The sequence below is a fragment of the Mesorhizobium shonense genome, from assembly GCF_040545255.1.
In the GTDB taxonomy this organism is placed as follows: domain Bacteria; phylum Pseudomonadota; class Alphaproteobacteria; order Rhizobiales; family Rhizobiaceae; genus Mesorhizobium; species Mesorhizobium shonense.
The window spans coordinates 125,669-142,492 of the sequence record NZ_JBEPLM010000005.1; the positions used below are offsets into that span (position 1 = coordinate 125,669).

Sequence of the window (16,824 nt, forward strand, 5' to 3'; positions counted from 1 at the left end):
TTTCAACGATCGCTTCGGCGTGACGCTGCAGTCCTCGGCCGGCTCCTCCCGCCGGCCAGGTCCTCACACCGGGTTTGGCAGATAGGTGGCGCCTCCCCTGCATTGCTTCAGATACTCCAGCGCCCGCATCTGGCCGGTGATCTCGAGGTCGCCGCGATAGACTGGGTCGTGCCAGCCTTCGATGTCGATGGCGCCCCTGTAGCCGGCCAGTCGCAATTCGCCGATCACGCGCGTCCAGTCGCTGTCGCCGAAGCCCGGCGTGCGCATCTGCACGAATGGCAGGCGGCCGAATACGCCATGCTCGCGGATCACGTCCCAGCGCACCGTTGCGTCCTTGCCATGGACATGGAAGATGCGCGGCGCCCATTTGCGGATCTGCGGCATCGGGTCGATCAGGTAGACGAGCTGGTGGCAAGGCTCCCATTCCAGCCCGAGATTGTCGTTTGGCAACTCGTTGAACATCAGCTCCCAAGCATCCGGGTTATGCGCGATGTTCCAGTCGCCGCTCGCCCAGTTGCCGTCCATCGCGCAGTTCTCGAAGGCGATGCGCACCCCCTTGTCGGCGGCGCGTTTCGCCAGCGCTCCCCATACCTCGCGGAAGCGCGGCAGGCTGTCGGTCAGCGGCTTGCCGCGCAGGCGGCCGGTGAAGCCGCTGACCGTGGACGCGCCGAACAGATGCGCATGGTCGATGACGGTCTCCCAGGCCTTGAGCACGCCGCGATCGGTATCGCCGCTTTCCAGCGGATTGCCGAACACGCCGATCGAGGACACGGTGACGTCGGCATCGCCGATCGCTTCGCGGATCTCGCCGGCAAGCCGCGGCAGATCTTTGCCGCCCAGCGTCTGCCAGAAGAAGGGCTGGATGCTCTCGAAGCCGAGCGGCAGGATCTGCCTGATGTAGGCCGCCGGGTCGTCGAGGTTCGCCCGCACCATGGTGCCGATCCGGATGTCGAGAAGCGGGTTTGGCATCATTGTGCTTCCTTGGCGATTGCCACGCGCCGTCCGGTCTCCGCGCTTTCGATGGCGCCGAAGACCATGGCCAGGCTTTTGATGTTGTCGGTGCCGCGCGTCTCCGGCTCGGTGCCGGTCTCGATCGCGTGCATGAAATCCTTGATGATGCCGAAATGGCCATCGACCCGATCGGCGGGATCGAGCGGCGGCACCTCGATCGGCTGGGTCTTGTCGATGATACCGTCGCGGCCGGACGCAACCACCTCCGCCTTCAGCCCGTCATGGCCATCCCACAAAAGGCTGCCGCGCTGGGCGACGATGCGCCAGCTGCCTTCCCAGCTGGTGCGGAAGCCGTCGGCGCACCAGGATCCGGAATAGGTAAAGACCTTGCCGCTGCCAAGATCGAAGACGGCGCTGGCCGAGGATCCCTGCCGGTACCAGGAATTGGCCGGCTCCCACTCCTGGCAGTAGACGCTGGCCGGTTCGCCGCCGGCCATATAGCGGGCCGCATCGAAAGTGTGGATCGCCATGTCGAGCAACAAGACATGGGCCATCTCCTCGCGAAAACCGCCGAAATGCGGCGCGACGAAGAAGTCGGCATGGATGCTGGTCGGCGCCCCGATGGCGCCTGAGTCCAGGAACCGCCTGATCCGCCTGACATTGGCGACATAGCGGCGGTTCTGGACGACGGCGTGGACGCGTCCCGCGCGGCGCGCCGCATCGACAATGGTACGCGCGTTTTCAGGACTGTCGGCCAGCGGCTTTTCGGTCAGCAGATGGCAATTGTGGGCAAAGGCCGAAAGCGCGACCGCGCGCCGGGCGGCGGGAACCACGACATCGAACACGGCATCGGGCCTGGTTTGGTCGAGGACAGCATCGAGGCTGGTGCCGATGATAGCGTCGGAGAGCCCGTATTCGACCGCCCTCGCTTGCGCCCGCTCGGCGTCTAGATCGACAAGGCCGACAATGGCAAGCCCGTCGATCCGCCTTGCGGCGTCGAGCCAGTGCTTGCTCATGGCTCCGCACCCGACCAGGACGACATTCATCATCCAGCGCTCCTCCCGTCCGGTCCCTCCTGACCGGTCGTCACGGCATCCACGGTATGACCGTAAACGTTTTTCCGTAAACGTTTACGACAACACACCCGATGGCGTAGAATGTCAATCGCCCGCACGCGAAAAATCGTCATCGGCTGCTTGGCCTCAGCGGCAGCCGGTGCTAGCGAAGAAAGGGGGAGAACCGGCCTTGGCGTCCAGCATCCACGATCTCGCGCGTCACCTGAACATCTCGATCGGCACCGTGTCGCGCGCCTTGAACGGCCGTGCCGATGTCAATGCCGAGACGCGCCAGCGCGTGCTCGAAGCGGCGAGGAAGCTGAACTATTCGCCCAACCAGTCCGGCCGCAGCCTCAGACAGGGCGCCACCCGTTCGATCGCCTTCATGATGCAGCCGCATCCGGGCGACCAGCAATATGGCGAGCCCTTCTTCATTCCGTTCCTCACTGGCCTGCAGTCGCGGCTCGCCGAAAGCGGTCTCGACCTGATCGTGGTGATGGGCGCGCCCGGCGACTACCAGCAGGAGCGCCTGCGCCGCGTCGTCGAGACGCGCCGGGCCGACGCGGTCGTGCTGGCCTGGACGCGGCGCGATGACGAGCGCATCGACTACCTGACCGAGCGAGGCTTCCCCTTCGCCACGCTCGGCCGCAGCCGCTCGGGCGGCAAGTCCTACCCTTCCCTCGATCTCGATTTCGAGAAGGCCGGCGCCGACGCGGTCGACCGATTGGTCGCGCGCGGCCATCGCCGCATCGCCGCCATCCGCCCTTCCCTCGACCTGAATTTCGGTCACCTGTTCATGACCGGCTACCGCAAGGCGTTGCGTCGGCATGGCATCGAGGTCGATCCCGGTCTCGTCGCTGAGGACTTCATCAACGAAGCCGGCGGCTATCACGTGACGCCGCGCGTGATGCTCTCCAAGGACCGGCCCACGGCCATCATTTTCAACAATGACGCCATGGCGCTCGGCGGCTGCAAGGCGCTGGCCGAGATGGGCATCAGGCCCGGCCACGACATCGCGGTGATCGTCATCGTCGACACTCCGCTCTGCCGCTATTTCTCGCCGGCGCTGACCGGCTTCCGCCCAGCGCTGGAGCCGATGGGACAGCGGCTGGCCGAGATGCTGCTGGCCTCGCTGCCGGCCCATGCCGGTCCGGAGGGACCGCGCACCATCCGCGAAGTCTGGCCGCTGGAGCTGATCGCAAGGGAAAGCGATTGAGCACCCTCCTTCTCCCCTTGTGGGAGAAGGTGGCCTCGCGAAGCGAGGTCGGATGAGGGGCGCTGGACGGATCGCTGCGTCAAATGACTAAGCACTTATAATTCTTTGATTTTCTTACGCCTCATTTCTTCCAGCACCCCTCATCCGTCTCGGCGCTGACGCGCCGATCCACCTTCTCCCACAAGGGGAGAAGGGGAAGTGCGCCGCTCCTGTCACGCAACCATCACGTTCACGTCCTAGACCGTTCAACGGCCGCCGCATCGTCGATGCCGCGCCTTTTCAGCCATGGCCGTTCTGCTCGTCAAGAAGGGGATATTTCATGAAGCGTCTCAACCGAACCGTCGCGCTCGGCGCGGCGCTTGCTCTGTTCACCACCTTGACGCCGGCGCTCGCCGACGGCGTTGCCTATGTCAACAAGGGCCTTGTCGGCGTCGGCCGCATTCCGGCCAGCCAGAAGGACAAGTTCGGCGAGACCTTTGGCTCCGGCTCCGGCATGGCGATCGACACCAAGGGCTGGGCGCGTGACGGCGCCGGCTACAAGGGCTCGCTCTGGCTGCTGCCGGATCGCGGCTACAACGTCGCCGGCACCACCGACTACCGCCCGCGCCTCAACACCATCTCGATCGAGCTTGCCCCGACCGTTCCGGGCGCGGCGGCTGCCGCCGGACAGGAACAGTCGGGTGTCAAGGCGACGCTCGCCGACACCGTGCTCTTGACCGACGACAAGGGCGCCGACGCCACCGGCCTCGACCCGCTCAACGGCGTGCGGCCGGCCGCCGGCGACATGCCGATCCTGCCGCAGGCCGACAACGGCAAGCTGGCCCTCGACGACGAGGCCATCGTGCGCCTGCCCGACGGCACCATGTTCATCTCCGACGAATATGGTCCCAACATCTACCGCTTCTCGGCCGACGGTCGCCTGATGTCGGCCACCCAGCCGCCGGTGGCCCTGGTGCCGATGCGGCACGGCAAGCCGAACTTCGCTTCCGACAATCCCGGCCCGGGTGCGGCCGAGCCCGATCCGAAGGATCCCGAGACCGGCCGCCAGAACAACCAGGGCCTCGAGGGCATGTCGATGACGCCGGACGGCAAGTTCCTGATTGCCGTGCTGCAGTCGGCGCCGCGCCAGGATGGCGGCGATTCCGGCTCGACGCGCCAGAACACCCGCGCGCTCGTCTATGACGCCTCCGACCTCGCTCACCTGAAGCTCGCGCACGAATATGTCGTGCCGCTTCCCGTGTTCAAGGACGCCAAGGGCAAGACCAAGGTGGCCGCGCAGAGCGAGATCGTGGCGCTGTCCGACAAGAGCTTCCTGATGCTGGCGCGCGACAGCGGCAACGGCCAGGGCCTGAAGGGCGATGAGTCGCTCTACCGCAAGATCGAGATCGTCGATCTCTCGGCCGCGACCGATATCGCCAACGGCCCGTTCGACGCCGCCGACAAGCCGGTCGCGCCGAAGGGCGTGCTCGACCCGTCGGTGACGCCGGCCAAGCTCACTGCGTTCATCGACATCAACGACAAGGGCGAGCTCGGCCGCTTCGGCCTGCACAATGGCGCGCCGAACGACAGGAACAACCTCTCGGAGAAGTGGGAAGCGATGTCGCTGGCGAGCGTGCTCGATCCAAAACTGCCCGACGACTATTTCCTGTTCGTGGCCAACGACAACGATTTTCTCACCCAGGACGGCTTCCAGGTCGGCGCGCCCTACAAGGCCGAGGACGGAGCCGATGTCGACACCACCTTCCTCGTCTATCAGGTCACCTTGCCCGGCCTCCCTGGAACCACTGTCGCCGGCCAGTAGGCGGTGACGGGCGGCTGCCTGTCACCCAGTCCGATCCTGAAAGGATGCATCACCATCAGGCCTGCGATAGCATCGCGGGCCTGATTCCATTTTCGGGTGCCCACCATGGAAGACGACAAGCCCGTTCGCCGGCGGACACCCGACCTGACCAGCGGCCCGATTCCGCGCACGCTGCTTTTGTTCGCCTTGCCGGTGCTCGGCTCCAACGTGCTGCAGTCGCTCAACGGCTCGATCAACGCCGTCTGGGTAGGCCGCTTCCTTGGCGAGGCGGCGCTGACGGCGACCTCCAACGCCAATCTGGTGCTGTTCCTGATCCTGGGCACGGTGTTCGGTATCGGCATGGCGGCGACCATCCTGGTCGCGCAGTCCGTCGGCGCCCGCGACCTGCCCGAGGCGCGGCGCATCGTCGGCACCAGCGCCACTTTCTTCTTCCTGGTTTCCGTGGCGTTCGCGGTCTGCGGCTGGATCTGGGTCGACGCCGTCCTCACCGGGCTCGGCACGCCGGCGGACGCCTTGCCGCTGGCGCGCGCCTATCTGCGCATCATCTTCGTCGCCGTGCCGATGATGAACCTGTTATCCTTCGTCATGACGGTGCTGCGCGGCGCCGGCGACTCGCGCACGCCATTCTTTTTCATGGCGTTGGCGGTCGTGCTCGATGTCGTGTTGAACCCGCTCTTGATCCGCGGCATCGGCCCCTTCCCCGCGCTCGGCATCGCAGGTTCGGCCACCTCGACGCTTATAGGCCAGACGGTGAGCGTGATCGCCATCCTGATCGTGCTCTATGCGCGCAGGCATCCGCTGCGGCTGGCGGGCGGCGATCTCGCTCTGCTCAAACCGGACCCGACGCTTTTGCGCATCGTCGTTTTCAAGGGCATTCCGATGGGCCTGCAGATGATCGTCATCTCGGCCGCGGCGCTGACCGTTATGGGGATCGTCAACGCCTATGGCTCGCAGGTCGCCGCCGCCTACGGCATCGCGGCGCAACTCTGGACCTACATCCAGATGCCGGCTCTGGCCATCGGCGCCGCCGTCTCCTCGATGGCGGCGCAGAATGTCGGCGCCGGGCGCTGGGACCGCATCGGCAAGGTCGCCGCTTCGGGCGTCGGCTTCAACCTCGTGCTCACCGGCGTGCTGGTGGCGCTGCTTTTCCTCTTCGACCGCCCGGTGCTCAGCCTCTTCCTCAGCACCGACAGCGCCGCGATCGACATCGCCGCCCACATCAACAAGGTGGCATCCTGGTCCTTTATCCTGTTCGGCGTCACCATTGTGCTGTTCGCCACGGTACGCGCCACCGGCGCGGTGATGCCGCCGCTGGTCATCCTGATCATCTCGGTGCTGATCGTGCGCACCGGCTTTGCCTATTCCATGCGAAGCGTCATCGGTCAGGAAGCGCTGTGGTGGAGCTTTCCGGCGGGCTCGATCGCTTCGCTGGTGCTGGCCGCCGCCTACTACCGCTTCGGCCGCTGGCGCACCATGCATATGATCGAGGACCGGCCGGCCGCCGGCGAGCCGCCGGACACCGGCCTCGGCGTGCCGCGCCAGCGCGCGCAACTCCTGTCGGAGACGCCGACCGCCTGAAGGCGAGCTGTGCGCCGCTCGAGATCACCGCGCGTAGCGCGCGCCGAACCCCAGCGCCACCAGCGAGAAGATCGTGATCATGCCGGCGAAGGCGAGGCTTGCGACGGTCGCGCTCGCCCAGCTCGACAAGACGCCGATGCCGATGACCGGCAGCGCATTGCCGCAGAAGCAGCAGACGAAGAAGGCCGAGACCACTTCGGCGCGACGCTTCGCCGGCGCGATCTGGTTCACCACCTGCAGGCCGCCGCGATAGCCGAGCGCCGCCGCCGCGCCGCAGAGCGCGGTGGCAATGATCATGATCGCCATCGAAGCAAGGACCTGCGCCGCGACAACAACCGCCACTGTCGGGATCATCAGGACAAGCGCCGCCAGCATGACCGTGCGGCTGGCCAGACGCGCCGTTGCCAGGATCGTCGCGGCGGTCACCACCGACAGTTCGAAGAACAGCCCGCCGGCTTCGGCGTGATTGGTGACATGAAGCTGCTGCGCCAGAACGCTCGGCGCCAGCGCCGCATAGAAGCCGACGAGAGCCATTGCGCCGAATCCGGTGACCGCGGGCGCCACGAACCGCGCGCGGATGCTGTCGGGAACCGAAAGCCGCGGCCGCATCGGAACGTCGGAGAGCCGTCCCGGCTCGGACACCGTCTCGCGTGTACGCCAGATGAGCAACGTGACCAGCGCCAACAGGGCGAGATAGACGACGAATGTCAGCCTGAGCGGCAATGGCGCGTACTCGGCCAGCAACCCCGATATCAGGGCGCCAAGACCCAGGCCGAGAAAATTGGTGCTGGTGGCAACGATGGCGGCGCGCGACTTGTCCTCGCCTTCGATCAGTTCGGCAAGCCAGGCGGTGCCGGTTCCCGCGCCGATGCCGATGCCAAGTCCGCTCAAGATGCGGGCGATATCGAGCCAAGCCAGGTTTTCGGCGAACAGGAAAGACAACGCGCTGACCACGGCGACGGCCATCGCCGCCATTGCCGCCGGACGGCGGCCGATGACATCCGACAATCGGCCGAAGAACAGCAACGCCGCCAGATTGCCGACCACATAGACCGCGTAGACCAGCGTCAGCGTCACCTGCGAGAAGCCGAAGGCTTGCTTGTAGATCACGTAGAGCGGCGTCAAAGCCGTGCTGCCGGCAAAGAGCGCCGCAATCATGGCGGCAACCGCTGCCATGGCGACGCCGCCGCTGAGTTCATTGTCGCGCGTCATGGTCCGAGCGTAGCTGGTCATGGAGACCTCCGCTGGTTGTAAGCCCAACGGCTATGTAGTGGCGCTGTTCCGCTCTCCGAACGCGCTCCTGACAGTTCTGGCAGTATGGTCTTGCGCGAAATCCTACCGTAACGTCCGTCGACCGACGAGGGAGGAACCATGGGCAAGGGACGGGTCGAGGCATTCACCGATGGCGTCGTCGCCATCATCATCACCATCATGGTGCTGGAGCTGAAAGTGCCGCACGGCGAGGACTTTTCAGCGCTGGCGCCCTTGTGGCCGATCTTCTTCAGCTACGTGCTGTCCTTCATCAACGTCGGTATCTACTGGAACAACCTGCACAACATGTTCCACACCGTTCAGCGGGTCGATGGCCGCGTGCTATGGGCGAACTTGCACTTGCTGTTCTGGCTGTCGCTGATGCCGGTGACGACGGCCTTCATGGGCGAGAATCATTTCGCGCCGGTGCCCGTCGCCGTTTATGGCGTCGACCTCGCGCTCTGCGCGTTCGCCTACTACATTCTCGTCGTCGGGTTGCGCCATCTGCATGGCGCGGACACGACCTTTGCCAAGGCAGTGGGCCAAGACCGCAAAGGCAAGATCTCGCTGGCGATCTACATCGCGGGCGTGCTGCTCACCTCCGTCAACCAGTGGATCGGCGTCGCGCTCTATGTGGCTGTGGCGATGATATGGTTCGTGCCGGACAGGCGCTTCGAACGGCTCATCGAAAAGTAGCGGCGCTTACTTCCGCATCGCCTTCAGTTTCTCGGCCGCCGAGGCGGCAAGGTCGGCATAGCGTTCCTCGAGCCGCTCCGCGGCTTTGATGACAGGAAAGTCATGGCCGAACTTCTCCAGCGCCAGGCGCAGCTTTTCGGCGAAATCCGCCTGTTGTTCCAGCGCCGAAAACAGCGTCTTGACCTGCGTCTCGCTGATATCGGGGTCGGCGAGCATCTTCGGCACGTCTCGCCCCATCTGCTCGCCGGTGGCGGTCTGCTCTTTCAGGATTCCGATCCAGTCGGTCAATGCGAGCTCCTTTTTCCTTACAGCATGCGCGGGGGACGCTGTCGCGGTCAACCCGTTGCCGCTCTGCGGTCAATCTGTTGCGGCGATCGAGGCTTGTCTCGGCTCCGGCCGGCGTTAAGTTCGGCTCGACTCAGAACAAGGACATCGATCATGACCAGCGACGCCGAAATCCAGACCGCCCTGCCCGCCTTCGCCTCCGGCAATGTCGCCGTCATCACCGGCGGCGCCAGCGGCATCGGCCTTGCCGCCGCAAAACGGTTCGCGGCCATGGGCATGAAGACGGTGCTTGCCGATATTGGCGGCGTGCGCCTCGACCAGGCGCGGCAGGCGGTCGCCGCCATTGCCGGCGACGATGCCGTTCTCCCGGTCCCCACCGACGTTTCGAAGCCCGACGAAGTCGACCGGCTGGCGGAACTTGCCTACGGGGCATTCGGCGCGGTCTCGGTGCTGATGAACAATGCCGGCGTCGGCAACAACCCGGGCAAGCCCTGGGAAAACCGCGTAGCTTGGAGGCGGTTGCTCGACACCAATTTCTGGGGCGTCGTCCATGGCGTCGAGGCCTTCGCGCCGCGCATGCTGGCCGCGGGCAGGCCCGGCCTGATCATCAATACCGGCTCCAAGCAAGGTATCACCACGCCGCCCGGCAATCTCGCCTACAACGTCTCCAAGGCCGGCGTGAAGACATTCACCGAGGGGCTGGCGCATGCGCTGCGCAACGAGCCAGGAGCAAAGGTCTCGGCCCATCTGCTCATTCCTGGCTTCACCTATACCGGCCTGACCGAGGGCGCGACGGCAAAGCCGGCCGGCGCCTGGACGGGCGAGCAGGTGATCGATTTCATGCTGGCATCGCTCGAGCAGGATGACTTCTACATCCTGTGCCCGGACAACGAGGTCGCGCGGCCCACGGACGAAAAGCGCATGGCCTGGGCGATCGGCGACATCATCGAGAACCGCCCTGCCCTGTCACGCTGGCATCCGGACCACAAGGACGCGTTCGCGGCTTTCATGGACGGCTGAGCAATTCCAGGAGAAGTGCGTAACGGTTTTCCGTCCGGAATTGCGTAAAGACAATAGTTAGACCAGTTTGGTGTTCAGGCGGCATGCTTCTTTGATCCGTGCTTTTGCGCCGCGGCCTTCTTGACGGCCGCCTCGGCAACCTCCCGGTCATGCCGCCTTGCGGCCTTTTCGCATTTTTCGCGGATCTCCTCGACCTCGGATTCGGTTAAGTGCTCGATGCCGATGAAGGTGTTGTGCGCCCGGCTCGCCCGGATCAATTCGTCGAGCTTGGTCTGGAGGGCCGCGCTGTCACGATTTTGCGTGTTCTGGATGAGGAACACCATCAGGAAGGTGACGATGGTGGTGCCGGTGTTGATGACGAGTTGCCAAGTATCCGAAAAGCCGAAGACCGGTCCGCTCAGAGCCCAGGCGAGGATGACCAGGCAGCACAGGGCAAATGTCGGCGGCATGCCGGCGAGATGCGCTACGGCGTTGGCGATCCTGGTGAAAAACTTCTCGATCATCGAAAATCCCTGAATGGTCAAAGCGCTCTGGATTCGGCCAACGGCCGACTTCAGATCCTGGTCAAGAACAAGTGGCGGCCGCTCCCGGTTCCCTGGCGACAATATTTTCGCGATTGCATCCCTCTACAATTGAACACACGCCAGAAGGGCAGCTTCCGGAAAAACCACCTTATGGGTTTGTTGAGATAGTTGCCGGTGCAGGTGAAGACGCCTGCTCGCTTCACGGCGGTTTACCTCCAGCCCCTTCCGCCGCGCCACCCCCGCATGGCGGAAGGGGCACTGATTCCCAAAAATCGTGAAGAATCAGGGTGCTTTGTTTTCCCAGCGATCGAGGAAGGCCCCGATCGGCATGGACTGCATGTCCGGGACCGCCCTGGCGAGTTTCTCCGGCGTCCAGTCCCACCAGGCAAGGCTTTCGATGCGCGCCGCCGTGGCGGCGGCGAACCTCTGGCGCAGCGGTTTCGCCGGAACGCCGGCGACGATTGCGTAAGGCGGTACGTCATGCGTCACCACCGCATTGGCGCCGATGACAGCGCCGTTGCCGATCGTAACCCCTGGCATGACGACGGCGCCGTGGCCGATCCAGACATCGTGCCCGATGCTGACCTGCTTTGCCTGCCGCCGTTCGCGAAATGCCGCGTCGACGCCAAGCCAGCGGAAATACTCGTTCGGCCGGTAGCTGACCTTGTGCTGGGTCAACCGCTCGATCGGATGCTCGAGCGCATTGATGCGGCTGTTGGCGGCGATCGAGCAGAACTTGCCGATCGTTGTGTAGATCGCTTCCGAATGCCGCTCGAAATAGGAGAAGTCGCCGACCGTCACGTCGCGCAGGATCACCCGCTCGCCGATCGAGGCATAGCGGCCGAGCTTGCACCCCTTCAGCTCCGCGGTCGGATGGATGCGCGGCTCCGGATCCTTGAGGACGAGGTGTTCAGGGCGGTCCATGGCGCGGCTTTACGCCGGGCGCGACCGCCCCGCAAGGGCGTGACCAATCCAGGTCGCAACTGTCTCCAATGCCTACTGCGGCTTGCCCTTCGTCCACACGATGTTCTGGCCATAGAGCGGCACGGTGGTGACCGACATCTTCGCCGAGCCGTTCTGCACCTGGCGCGAATGCGAGAGGTAGATCAGCGTCTCGTTCTTCTTGTCGTAGATGCGGTTCACCACCTGCTTCTTCCAGATCAGGCTGAGGCCCTGCTTGAACACCTCTTCGCCGCCCTCGCTCATGTCGATGTCGCCGATTGTGATCGGGCCGGTCTGGCGGCAGGAGATCGAGGAATCGGACGGATCCTCGAACCAATTGCCCTTGTGCAGCCGATCGATGATGCTGCGATCGAAATAGGCGACATGGCAGGTGACGCCGTCGACTTTCGGATCCTTGATCGCATCGACCATGATGTCGTTGCCGACCCAGTCGACGCCGACCTTGCCGACCTCGTCGGCGGCCGCAGCGCCGGCGCTGAGCGCAAGACATGCGGCGAACAAGCCGATCATTTTTCGCAAGGAGGCCTCCTCAAGTTCGTTTTGGCCGATGTCAGGTGGGATAAGACCATGGCATTTGCAAGCCGCTCGACGACGGTGCGGCCACCAGGCTCGGCCTCGCTGACGGCCGGCGGATCATAATGGTTGCGGCAACGCGACATCTTTGCGCACGCGCCGCCGAACCGTTAAGACTGTCGCCAAAACGTGGTTCGTGCCCAACCCGGCGCGCCCCGACGATCGACGGATAGTTTCTGATGATGCGCTCAATTCTGGTCGGCATTCTCGTCCTGATGGCGGCGGGCATAGGCTGGCTCACCTTCGACTGGTACCGCGGCCATTATGGCGGCGAGCCCTACGGCGCCCCGTTCACGCTGATCGACCAGAAAAAAGCGCCGATCACCGAGGCTGCGTTCCGAGGCCACCCGAGCGTCGTCTTCTTCGGCTTCACCCATTGCCCGGAAGTGTGTCCGACCACGCTGTTCGAAATGGCCGGCTGGCTGAAGACGATGGGCGACAGCGGCAAGAACCTCAACGCCTACTTCGTCACGGTGGACCCTGAGCGCGACACGCCGGAGATCATCAATTCCTATGTCAGCAATTTTTCCGATCGCATCACCGGCATCACCGGCGATCCGGACAAGGTTCATGCCATGGCCAAGGCCTTCGGCATCTACTGGAAGAAGGTCGACACCGGCGATGGCGACTACACCATGGACCACACGGCCTCGGTGCTGCTGCTCAACGCCAGGGGCGAGTTCGCCGGCACGATCGCCTACGGCGAAAGCGCCGACACCGCCATTGCCAAGCTGAAGCGGCTGGCGGCTGGCGGCCAGGCATGATCGGAACCGAAGGTCGGCGTGGCACGAAGTGGAACCGGTTCTCGCAAATGATCATGCTTAGACAAGAGTCGCCTTGATGGGGCAGACCAGGCTCCATTTCACCGCCGGCAAGGCCGAGGCCGATCGCATCTTTGCGGCGCTCGATGCCGCCTTCGAGGACGAAGGCCTGCCGCTTGCCGTGCTGGAAGTCGACGAGGCCAACGACATCCACGAAGTCTCGCTCTATGCCGATGGCGATGTCGAAGCGATCGAGGCGCGGATCAACGACATCCTCGCGGGCCTAGCTTTGCCCAAGCCGGTTGAACGCGAAGCGCTTCCCGACATCGACTGGGTGGCGCGCTCGCTCGACGGGCTGAAGCCGGTCCGCGCCGGGCGTTTCTTCGTCCACGGCGCGCATGATCGCGGCAGGCGCCACAGCAGCGATCTCGCCATCGAGATCGAGGCTGGCCTCGCCTTCGGCACCGGCCATCACGGCACCACCGCAGGCTGCCTCGAAATGCTGGAACAGGTTGTACTGCGCGAGCGACCCCGCAATGCGCTCGATCTGGGCACCGGCAGCGCCGTGCTGGCGATAGCGCTGGCGAAGCTCGCGCATATCCCTGTGCTGGCGACCGACATCGACCCGATAGCGGTCAGGGTTGCCGCCGCCAATGCCCGCCTCAACCACGTGAAGGCGCTGGTCGAGACGGTTACGGCGCCGGGCTTCCACCACCCGATCTTCGCCAGGCGCGCGCCCTTCGACCTGATCGTCGCCAACATCCTGGCGCGGCCGCTGATGCGGCTGGCGCCGGAGATGGCAAAGCACATCAAGCTCGGCGGCTCGCTGGTGCTCTCCGGCATCCTCGACCGGCAGCGCGATGCGGTGATCTCGGCCTATGTCGGCCAGAGCTTCCGCCACGTCCGCACCTCGCATCGCGAGGGCTGGGTGACGATCCACCTCAAACGGTGAGCTTGGACCAATCCGCGCCGTCCCAGAGCATTCGAAAATCGATTCCGGTTTCCCGACCTATGCGCTACGGTCGCGCCGAAACAGAGGGAGCCCAAATGTTCCAGACCTTTGATTCCGCCGGCGATCCGGCCGTCGGCAAGCCGCGCGTGGCGATGCTGCGCCAATGGCTGGCGGAGAATGGCCTCGACGGTTTCATTGTTCCCCGCGCGGACGAGCATCAGGGCGAGTATGTCGCCGACCGCTCGGCGCGGCTGAAATGGCTGACCGGTTTTTCCGGCTCGGCCGGCGTCGCCATCATTCTGCGCGACCGCGCCTTCATCTTCGTCGACGGCCGCTACACGCTGCAGGTGCGGGGCGAAGTCGATCTCACGATCTTCACGATCGAGAGCCTCATCGACAATCCCCCGCCGTCCTGGATCAAGGACAATCTCGGCAAGGGCTCAAGGCTCGGCTTCGATCCCTGGCTGCACACGGTCGGCGAGATCAAGGCGCTGAAGGCATCGGCCGAGCAGTCCGGCGCGACGCTCGTGCCGCTCGACAAGAACCCGATCGACATCATCTGGAAGGACCAGCCGGAGCCGCCGCGCGCGCCGGTGGAGCTCCACCCGATCGCCTTTGCCGGCGAGCTCGCCAAGGACAAGCTGGCGCGGCTGGCGGGCGCGATCGAAAAGGACGGCGCGACCCATGCGGTGCTCACCGATCCCTCCTCGATCGCCTGGGCGTTCAACATTCGTGGCGGCGATGTGGCGCACACACCGCTGGCATTGGGCTTTGCCATCCTTGCCGCCGACGGCAAGCACCAACTCTTCATGGACCCGCGCAAATTCTCGCGCCAGGTCGCGGCCTATCTCACCCAACTTGCCGACCTGCACGATCCAGGCGAGTTCGAAGCAGCCATCGCTGGGCTTGCCGACGGTGGCGCAAAAATCGCGCTCGATCCGGTGCTGGCGGCGGAAAAGCTGAAGATGCTGGTCGAAGGCAATGGCGGTAAGGTCGTTTCGGCCGCCGACCCCGCGCGCATCCCGCGCGCCACCAAGAACCAGGCCGAGGTGAACGGCAGCCGCGCCGCGCATCGTCGCGACGGCGCAGCGGTCGCCAAGCTGCTCTGCTGGCTCGACCGGCAGAAGCCGGGCGCGCTCGACGAGATCGACGTCGTGACCAGGCTCGAAGAGGTGCGCCGGCAGACGGGCGAGGAAACGCAGATGCCGCTGCGCGACGTCTCCTTCGACACCATTTCCGGCGCCGGCCCGAACGGCGCCATCATGCATTACCGCGTTTCACGCGCCACCAGCCGCAAGCTTCAAAGCGGCGAGCTGTTCCTGCTCGATTCCGGCGGGCAATACCAGGATGGCACCACCGACATCACCCGCACCGTGCCGATCGGCCAGCCGAGCGAGGAGATGCGCGAGCGCTTCACGCTGGTGCTGAAGGGCATGATCGGCATTTCGACGCTGCGCTTTCCCGCCGGAACCCGCGGCTCTGAAATCGACGCCGTCGCCCGCATGGCGCTATGGAAGCATGGCTGCGATTTCGCCCATGGCACCGGCCATGGCGTCGGCTCCTACCTCGCCGTCCACGAAGGGCCGCAGCGCATCGCCCGCACCGGCACCGAAAAACTGCTCGCCGGCATGATGCTTTCCAACGAGCCGGGCTACTACAAGGAAGGCGCCTACGGCATCCGCATCGAGAACCTCGTTCTGGTGACGCCGGCGGAGCAGATCGACGGCGGCGACATCGCCATGCACGGTTTCGAGACGCTGACGCTGGCGCCGATCGACAAGCGCCTCATCCGCACCGATCTTCTGACGCGCGACGAACTCCATTGGCTCGACCAGTATCACGCGCGGGTGCTGGCCGAGATCGGTCCGATGGTGGACGGCGAAACGCTGGCCTGGCTGGAAAAAGCCACCGCGCCGCTGCCGCACGACGCCAAGATCTGATCCTTCGACAAGTCGGCGCCGCCCCTCATTGCCCTGCCGGGCATTTCTCCCCGTATAGTGACGGGGAGAAAGACGCTCTCGCTGACGGTTTCGCAAACTACCAGCGTCGCGGAATGGACGCCGGCGTTGCGGCCTGCCACCTTCTCCCCGTCACTATACGGGGAGAAGGTGCCGGCAGGCGGATGAGGGGCGGCGCCAGCGATTCAGGATAAAGGCTATCCGACAAACTGACGTGCGAGAATCAGCACCGCAGCGCCGGCCAAAAACATCGCCATCAGGCCGCCGCGCAGCGACACGATCGCCGTGACGACCAGGGCCGCCCATTCGGCCGGTCCGGCGCCCAGTGCTGCCGGCGCGACCAGTGTCGTCAGCACGGCGGCCGGCACGGCGTTCAAGCCCGCCTCGACGCGCGGATGGATGTTTTCGAAGCGCGAGATGACGAGGTGGCCCCCGACGCGCGTGAGATAGGTGGCGACGGCGCCGGCAAGAATGATCCAGAAGGTCGTGCTCATGGCCGCTTGCCCACGCCGCTGTGATGGGGCGGCAGGATCACCGCCAGAAGCACGCCGGCAATGGCGCCGATGGAGACGTGCCACGGCGAGCCGACCGTCTTATAGGCGATGATCGAGGCAGCCGCGCTTGCCACGACGACGGGTAGCCAGAGCGGCCGTTTGCGGAAACCAAGCACAAGGCCGAGGAAATAGATCGGCAGCAGGAAATCTATACCCAGCGCATGGGTGTCAGGGATCAGCTTGCCGAACACCGCGCCGAGCGCGCTTTCAGCCACCCAGAACACGTAGACCGGCAGGCCGAGCCCGAGATACCAGACGAACCCGACCGGTTGGCCTGAGGCAGCCTTCGCCTCGGCCACGGCATATTGCGGATCGGTCAGGATGAAGTAGCCGAGCGCCTGCTGCAGCACCGGCCAATGCGCGATGCGCCGGCCGATGCCGGCGGAATAGAGCACATGGCGGAAATTCACCGCGAAGATCGAGAGCACGACCAGCCACGGCGCGACATGCTGGCCGAACAGCTCGATGCCCACCATCTGGCTGGCGCCGCCATAGATCATGGCGCTCATCAGAAAGGCTTCGAGAACGGAAAAGCCATTGTCGACGGCTAAAGCGCCGAACAGCACCGCGAACGGCGCCGAGGCGACGACCACCGGCATCGACAGCCGCACACCGCCCCAGAAATCGCTCTGCGCACGGCCTTCGGAGATTGCTTCCGCTGACATCCAACTGCTCCCATATGCATG

At 64.9% G+C, this 16,824-nt stretch carries 17 protein-coding genes; 8 read left to right on the forward strand and 9 right to left on the reverse strand.

The annotated features are described in order from the left end of the window. Positions 1-63: 63 nt before the first annotated feature. Both ABID26_RS15355 and ABID26_RS15360 read right to left on the reverse strand, forming a co-directional pair. Positions 64-972, reverse strand: coding sequence for a sugar phosphate isomerase/epimerase family protein (locus ABID26_RS15355; protein WP_292298600.1), 909 nt, complete (start codon positions 970-972; stop codon positions 64-66). Beyond that, positions 969-2,000, reverse strand: a complete 1,032-nt coding sequence (locus tag ABID26_RS15360) for a Gfo/Idh/MocA family protein (protein WP_292298598.1) — start codon at positions 1,998-2,000, stop codon at positions 969-971. Before ABID26_RS15360 ends, ABID26_RS15355 begins: the two co-directional genes overlap by 4 nt. Positions 2,001-2,196: 196 nt before the next feature. Between ABID26_RS15360 and ABID26_RS15365 the strand changes: the two genes are divergently transcribed. From ABID26_RS15365 to ABID26_RS15375, 3 genes are all read left to right on the forward strand, one after another. Beyond that, positions 2,197-3,222, forward strand: coding sequence for a LacI family DNA-binding transcriptional regulator (locus ABID26_RS15365; RefSeq protein ID WP_292298596.1), 1,026 nt, complete (start codon positions 2,197-2,199; stop codon positions 3,220-3,222). Between the two features lie 319 nt (positions 3,223-3,541). Then, on the forward strand, positions 3,542-5,023 hold the full coding sequence (locus ABID26_RS15370; RefSeq protein ID WP_292298594.1) for an esterase-like activity of phytase family protein: 1,482 nt from the start codon (positions 3,542-3,544) through the stop codon (positions 5,021-5,023). A gap of 105 nt (positions 5,024-5,128) precedes the next feature. Continuing rightward, positions 5,129-6,601 (forward strand): MATE family efflux transporter, encoded by a 1,473-nt coding sequence (locus tag ABID26_RS15375; protein WP_292298592.1) that lies wholly within the window; start codon positions 5,129-5,131, stop codon positions 6,599-6,601. A 24-nt stretch (positions 6,602-6,625) separates the two neighbouring features. Here the strand turns inward: ABID26_RS15375 and ABID26_RS15380 are convergent, their stop codons facing one another. Then, positions 6,626-7,834: an MFS transporter gene (locus ABID26_RS15380; RefSeq protein ID WP_126099447.1), complete on the reverse strand. Its 1,209-nt coding sequence runs from the start codon at positions 7,832-7,834 to the stop codon at positions 6,626-6,628. 138 nt (positions 7,835-7,972) lie between these two features. Between ABID26_RS15380 and ABID26_RS15385 the strand changes: the two genes are divergently transcribed. Further along, positions 7,973-8,548 (forward strand): TMEM175 family protein, encoded by a 576-nt coding sequence (locus ABID26_RS15385; protein WP_126099446.1) that lies wholly within the window; start codon positions 7,973-7,975, stop codon positions 8,546-8,548. A gap of 6 nt (positions 8,549-8,554) precedes the next feature. Here ABID26_RS15385 and ABID26_RS15390 read toward each other — a convergent pair whose 3' ends face one another. Further along, complete coding sequence (locus ABID26_RS15390) at positions 8,555-8,836, reverse strand: hypothetical protein (protein ID WP_126099445.1); 282 nt, start codon at positions 8,834-8,836, stop codon at positions 8,555-8,557. A 150-nt stretch (positions 8,837-8,986) separates the two neighbouring features. Here ABID26_RS15390 and ABID26_RS15395 point away from each other — a divergent pair, with 150 nt between their 5' ends. Beyond that, positions 8,987-9,853, forward strand: a complete 867-nt coding sequence (locus ABID26_RS15395; RefSeq protein WP_126099444.1) for an SDR family NAD(P)-dependent oxidoreductase — start codon at positions 8,987-8,989, stop codon at positions 9,851-9,853. 74 nt (positions 9,854-9,927) lie between these two features. Here the strand turns inward: ABID26_RS15395 and ABID26_RS15400 are convergent, their stop codons facing one another. From ABID26_RS15400 to ABID26_RS15410, 3 genes are all read right to left on the reverse strand, one after another. Beyond that, positions 9,928-10,356, reverse strand: a complete 429-nt coding sequence (locus ABID26_RS15400; RefSeq protein WP_292298587.1) for a low affinity iron permease family protein — start codon at positions 10,354-10,356, stop codon at positions 9,928-9,930. A gap of 303 nt (positions 10,357-10,659) precedes the next feature. After that, positions 10,660-11,301 carry a DapH/DapD/GlmU-related protein gene (locus ABID26_RS15405; protein ID WP_126099443.1) on the reverse strand — a complete coding sequence of 214 codons (642 nt, stop codon included), beginning with the start codon at positions 11,299-11,301 and terminating at the stop codon, positions 10,660-10,662. A 72-nt stretch (positions 11,302-11,373) separates the two neighbouring features. Then, on the reverse strand, positions 11,374-11,850 hold the full coding sequence (locus tag ABID26_RS15410) for a CreA family protein (RefSeq protein WP_126099442.1): 477 nt from the start codon (positions 11,848-11,850) through the stop codon (positions 11,374-11,376). A gap of 242 nt (positions 11,851-12,092) precedes the next feature. Between ABID26_RS15410 and ABID26_RS15415 the strand changes: the two genes are divergently transcribed. The 3 genes from ABID26_RS15415 to ABID26_RS15425 all read left to right on the forward strand — a co-directional run bounded on the left by ABID26_RS15415 (position 12,093) and on the right by ABID26_RS15425 (position 15,566). After that, a complete protein-coding gene (locus tag ABID26_RS15415) occupies positions 12,093-12,677 on the forward strand; it encodes an SCO family protein (protein ID WP_126099441.1) in 585 nt (194 codons plus the stop codon). 76 nt (positions 12,678-12,753) lie between these two features. Beyond that, positions 12,754-13,626 carry a 50S ribosomal protein L11 methyltransferase gene (locus ABID26_RS15420; protein WP_126099440.1) on the forward strand — a complete coding sequence of 291 codons (873 nt, stop codon included), beginning with the start codon at positions 12,754-12,756 and terminating at the stop codon, positions 13,624-13,626. Between the two features lie 95 nt (positions 13,627-13,721). Then, positions 13,722-15,566 carry an aminopeptidase P family protein gene (locus ABID26_RS15425; RefSeq protein WP_292298582.1) on the forward strand — a complete coding sequence of 615 codons (1,845 nt, stop codon included), beginning with the start codon at positions 13,722-13,724 and terminating at the stop codon, positions 15,564-15,566. Between the two features lie 215 nt (positions 15,567-15,781). On the opposite strand, the gene ABID26_RS15430 is transcribed toward ABID26_RS15425, so the two are convergent. Together ABID26_RS15430 and ABID26_RS15435 are read right to left on the reverse strand one after the other, a co-directional pair. Next, positions 15,782-16,078 carry an AzlD family protein gene (locus tag ABID26_RS15430; protein WP_126099438.1) on the reverse strand — a complete coding sequence of 99 codons (297 nt, stop codon included), beginning with the start codon at positions 16,076-16,078 and terminating at the stop codon, positions 15,782-15,784. Continuing rightward, positions 16,075-16,803, reverse strand: coding sequence for an AzlC family ABC transporter permease (locus ABID26_RS15435; RefSeq protein ID WP_126099437.1), 729 nt, complete (start codon positions 16,801-16,803; stop codon positions 16,075-16,077). The genes ABID26_RS15430 and ABID26_RS15435 overlap by 4 nt, the downstream gene beginning before the upstream one ends. Between the last annotated feature and the right edge of the window lie 21 nt (positions 16,804-16,824).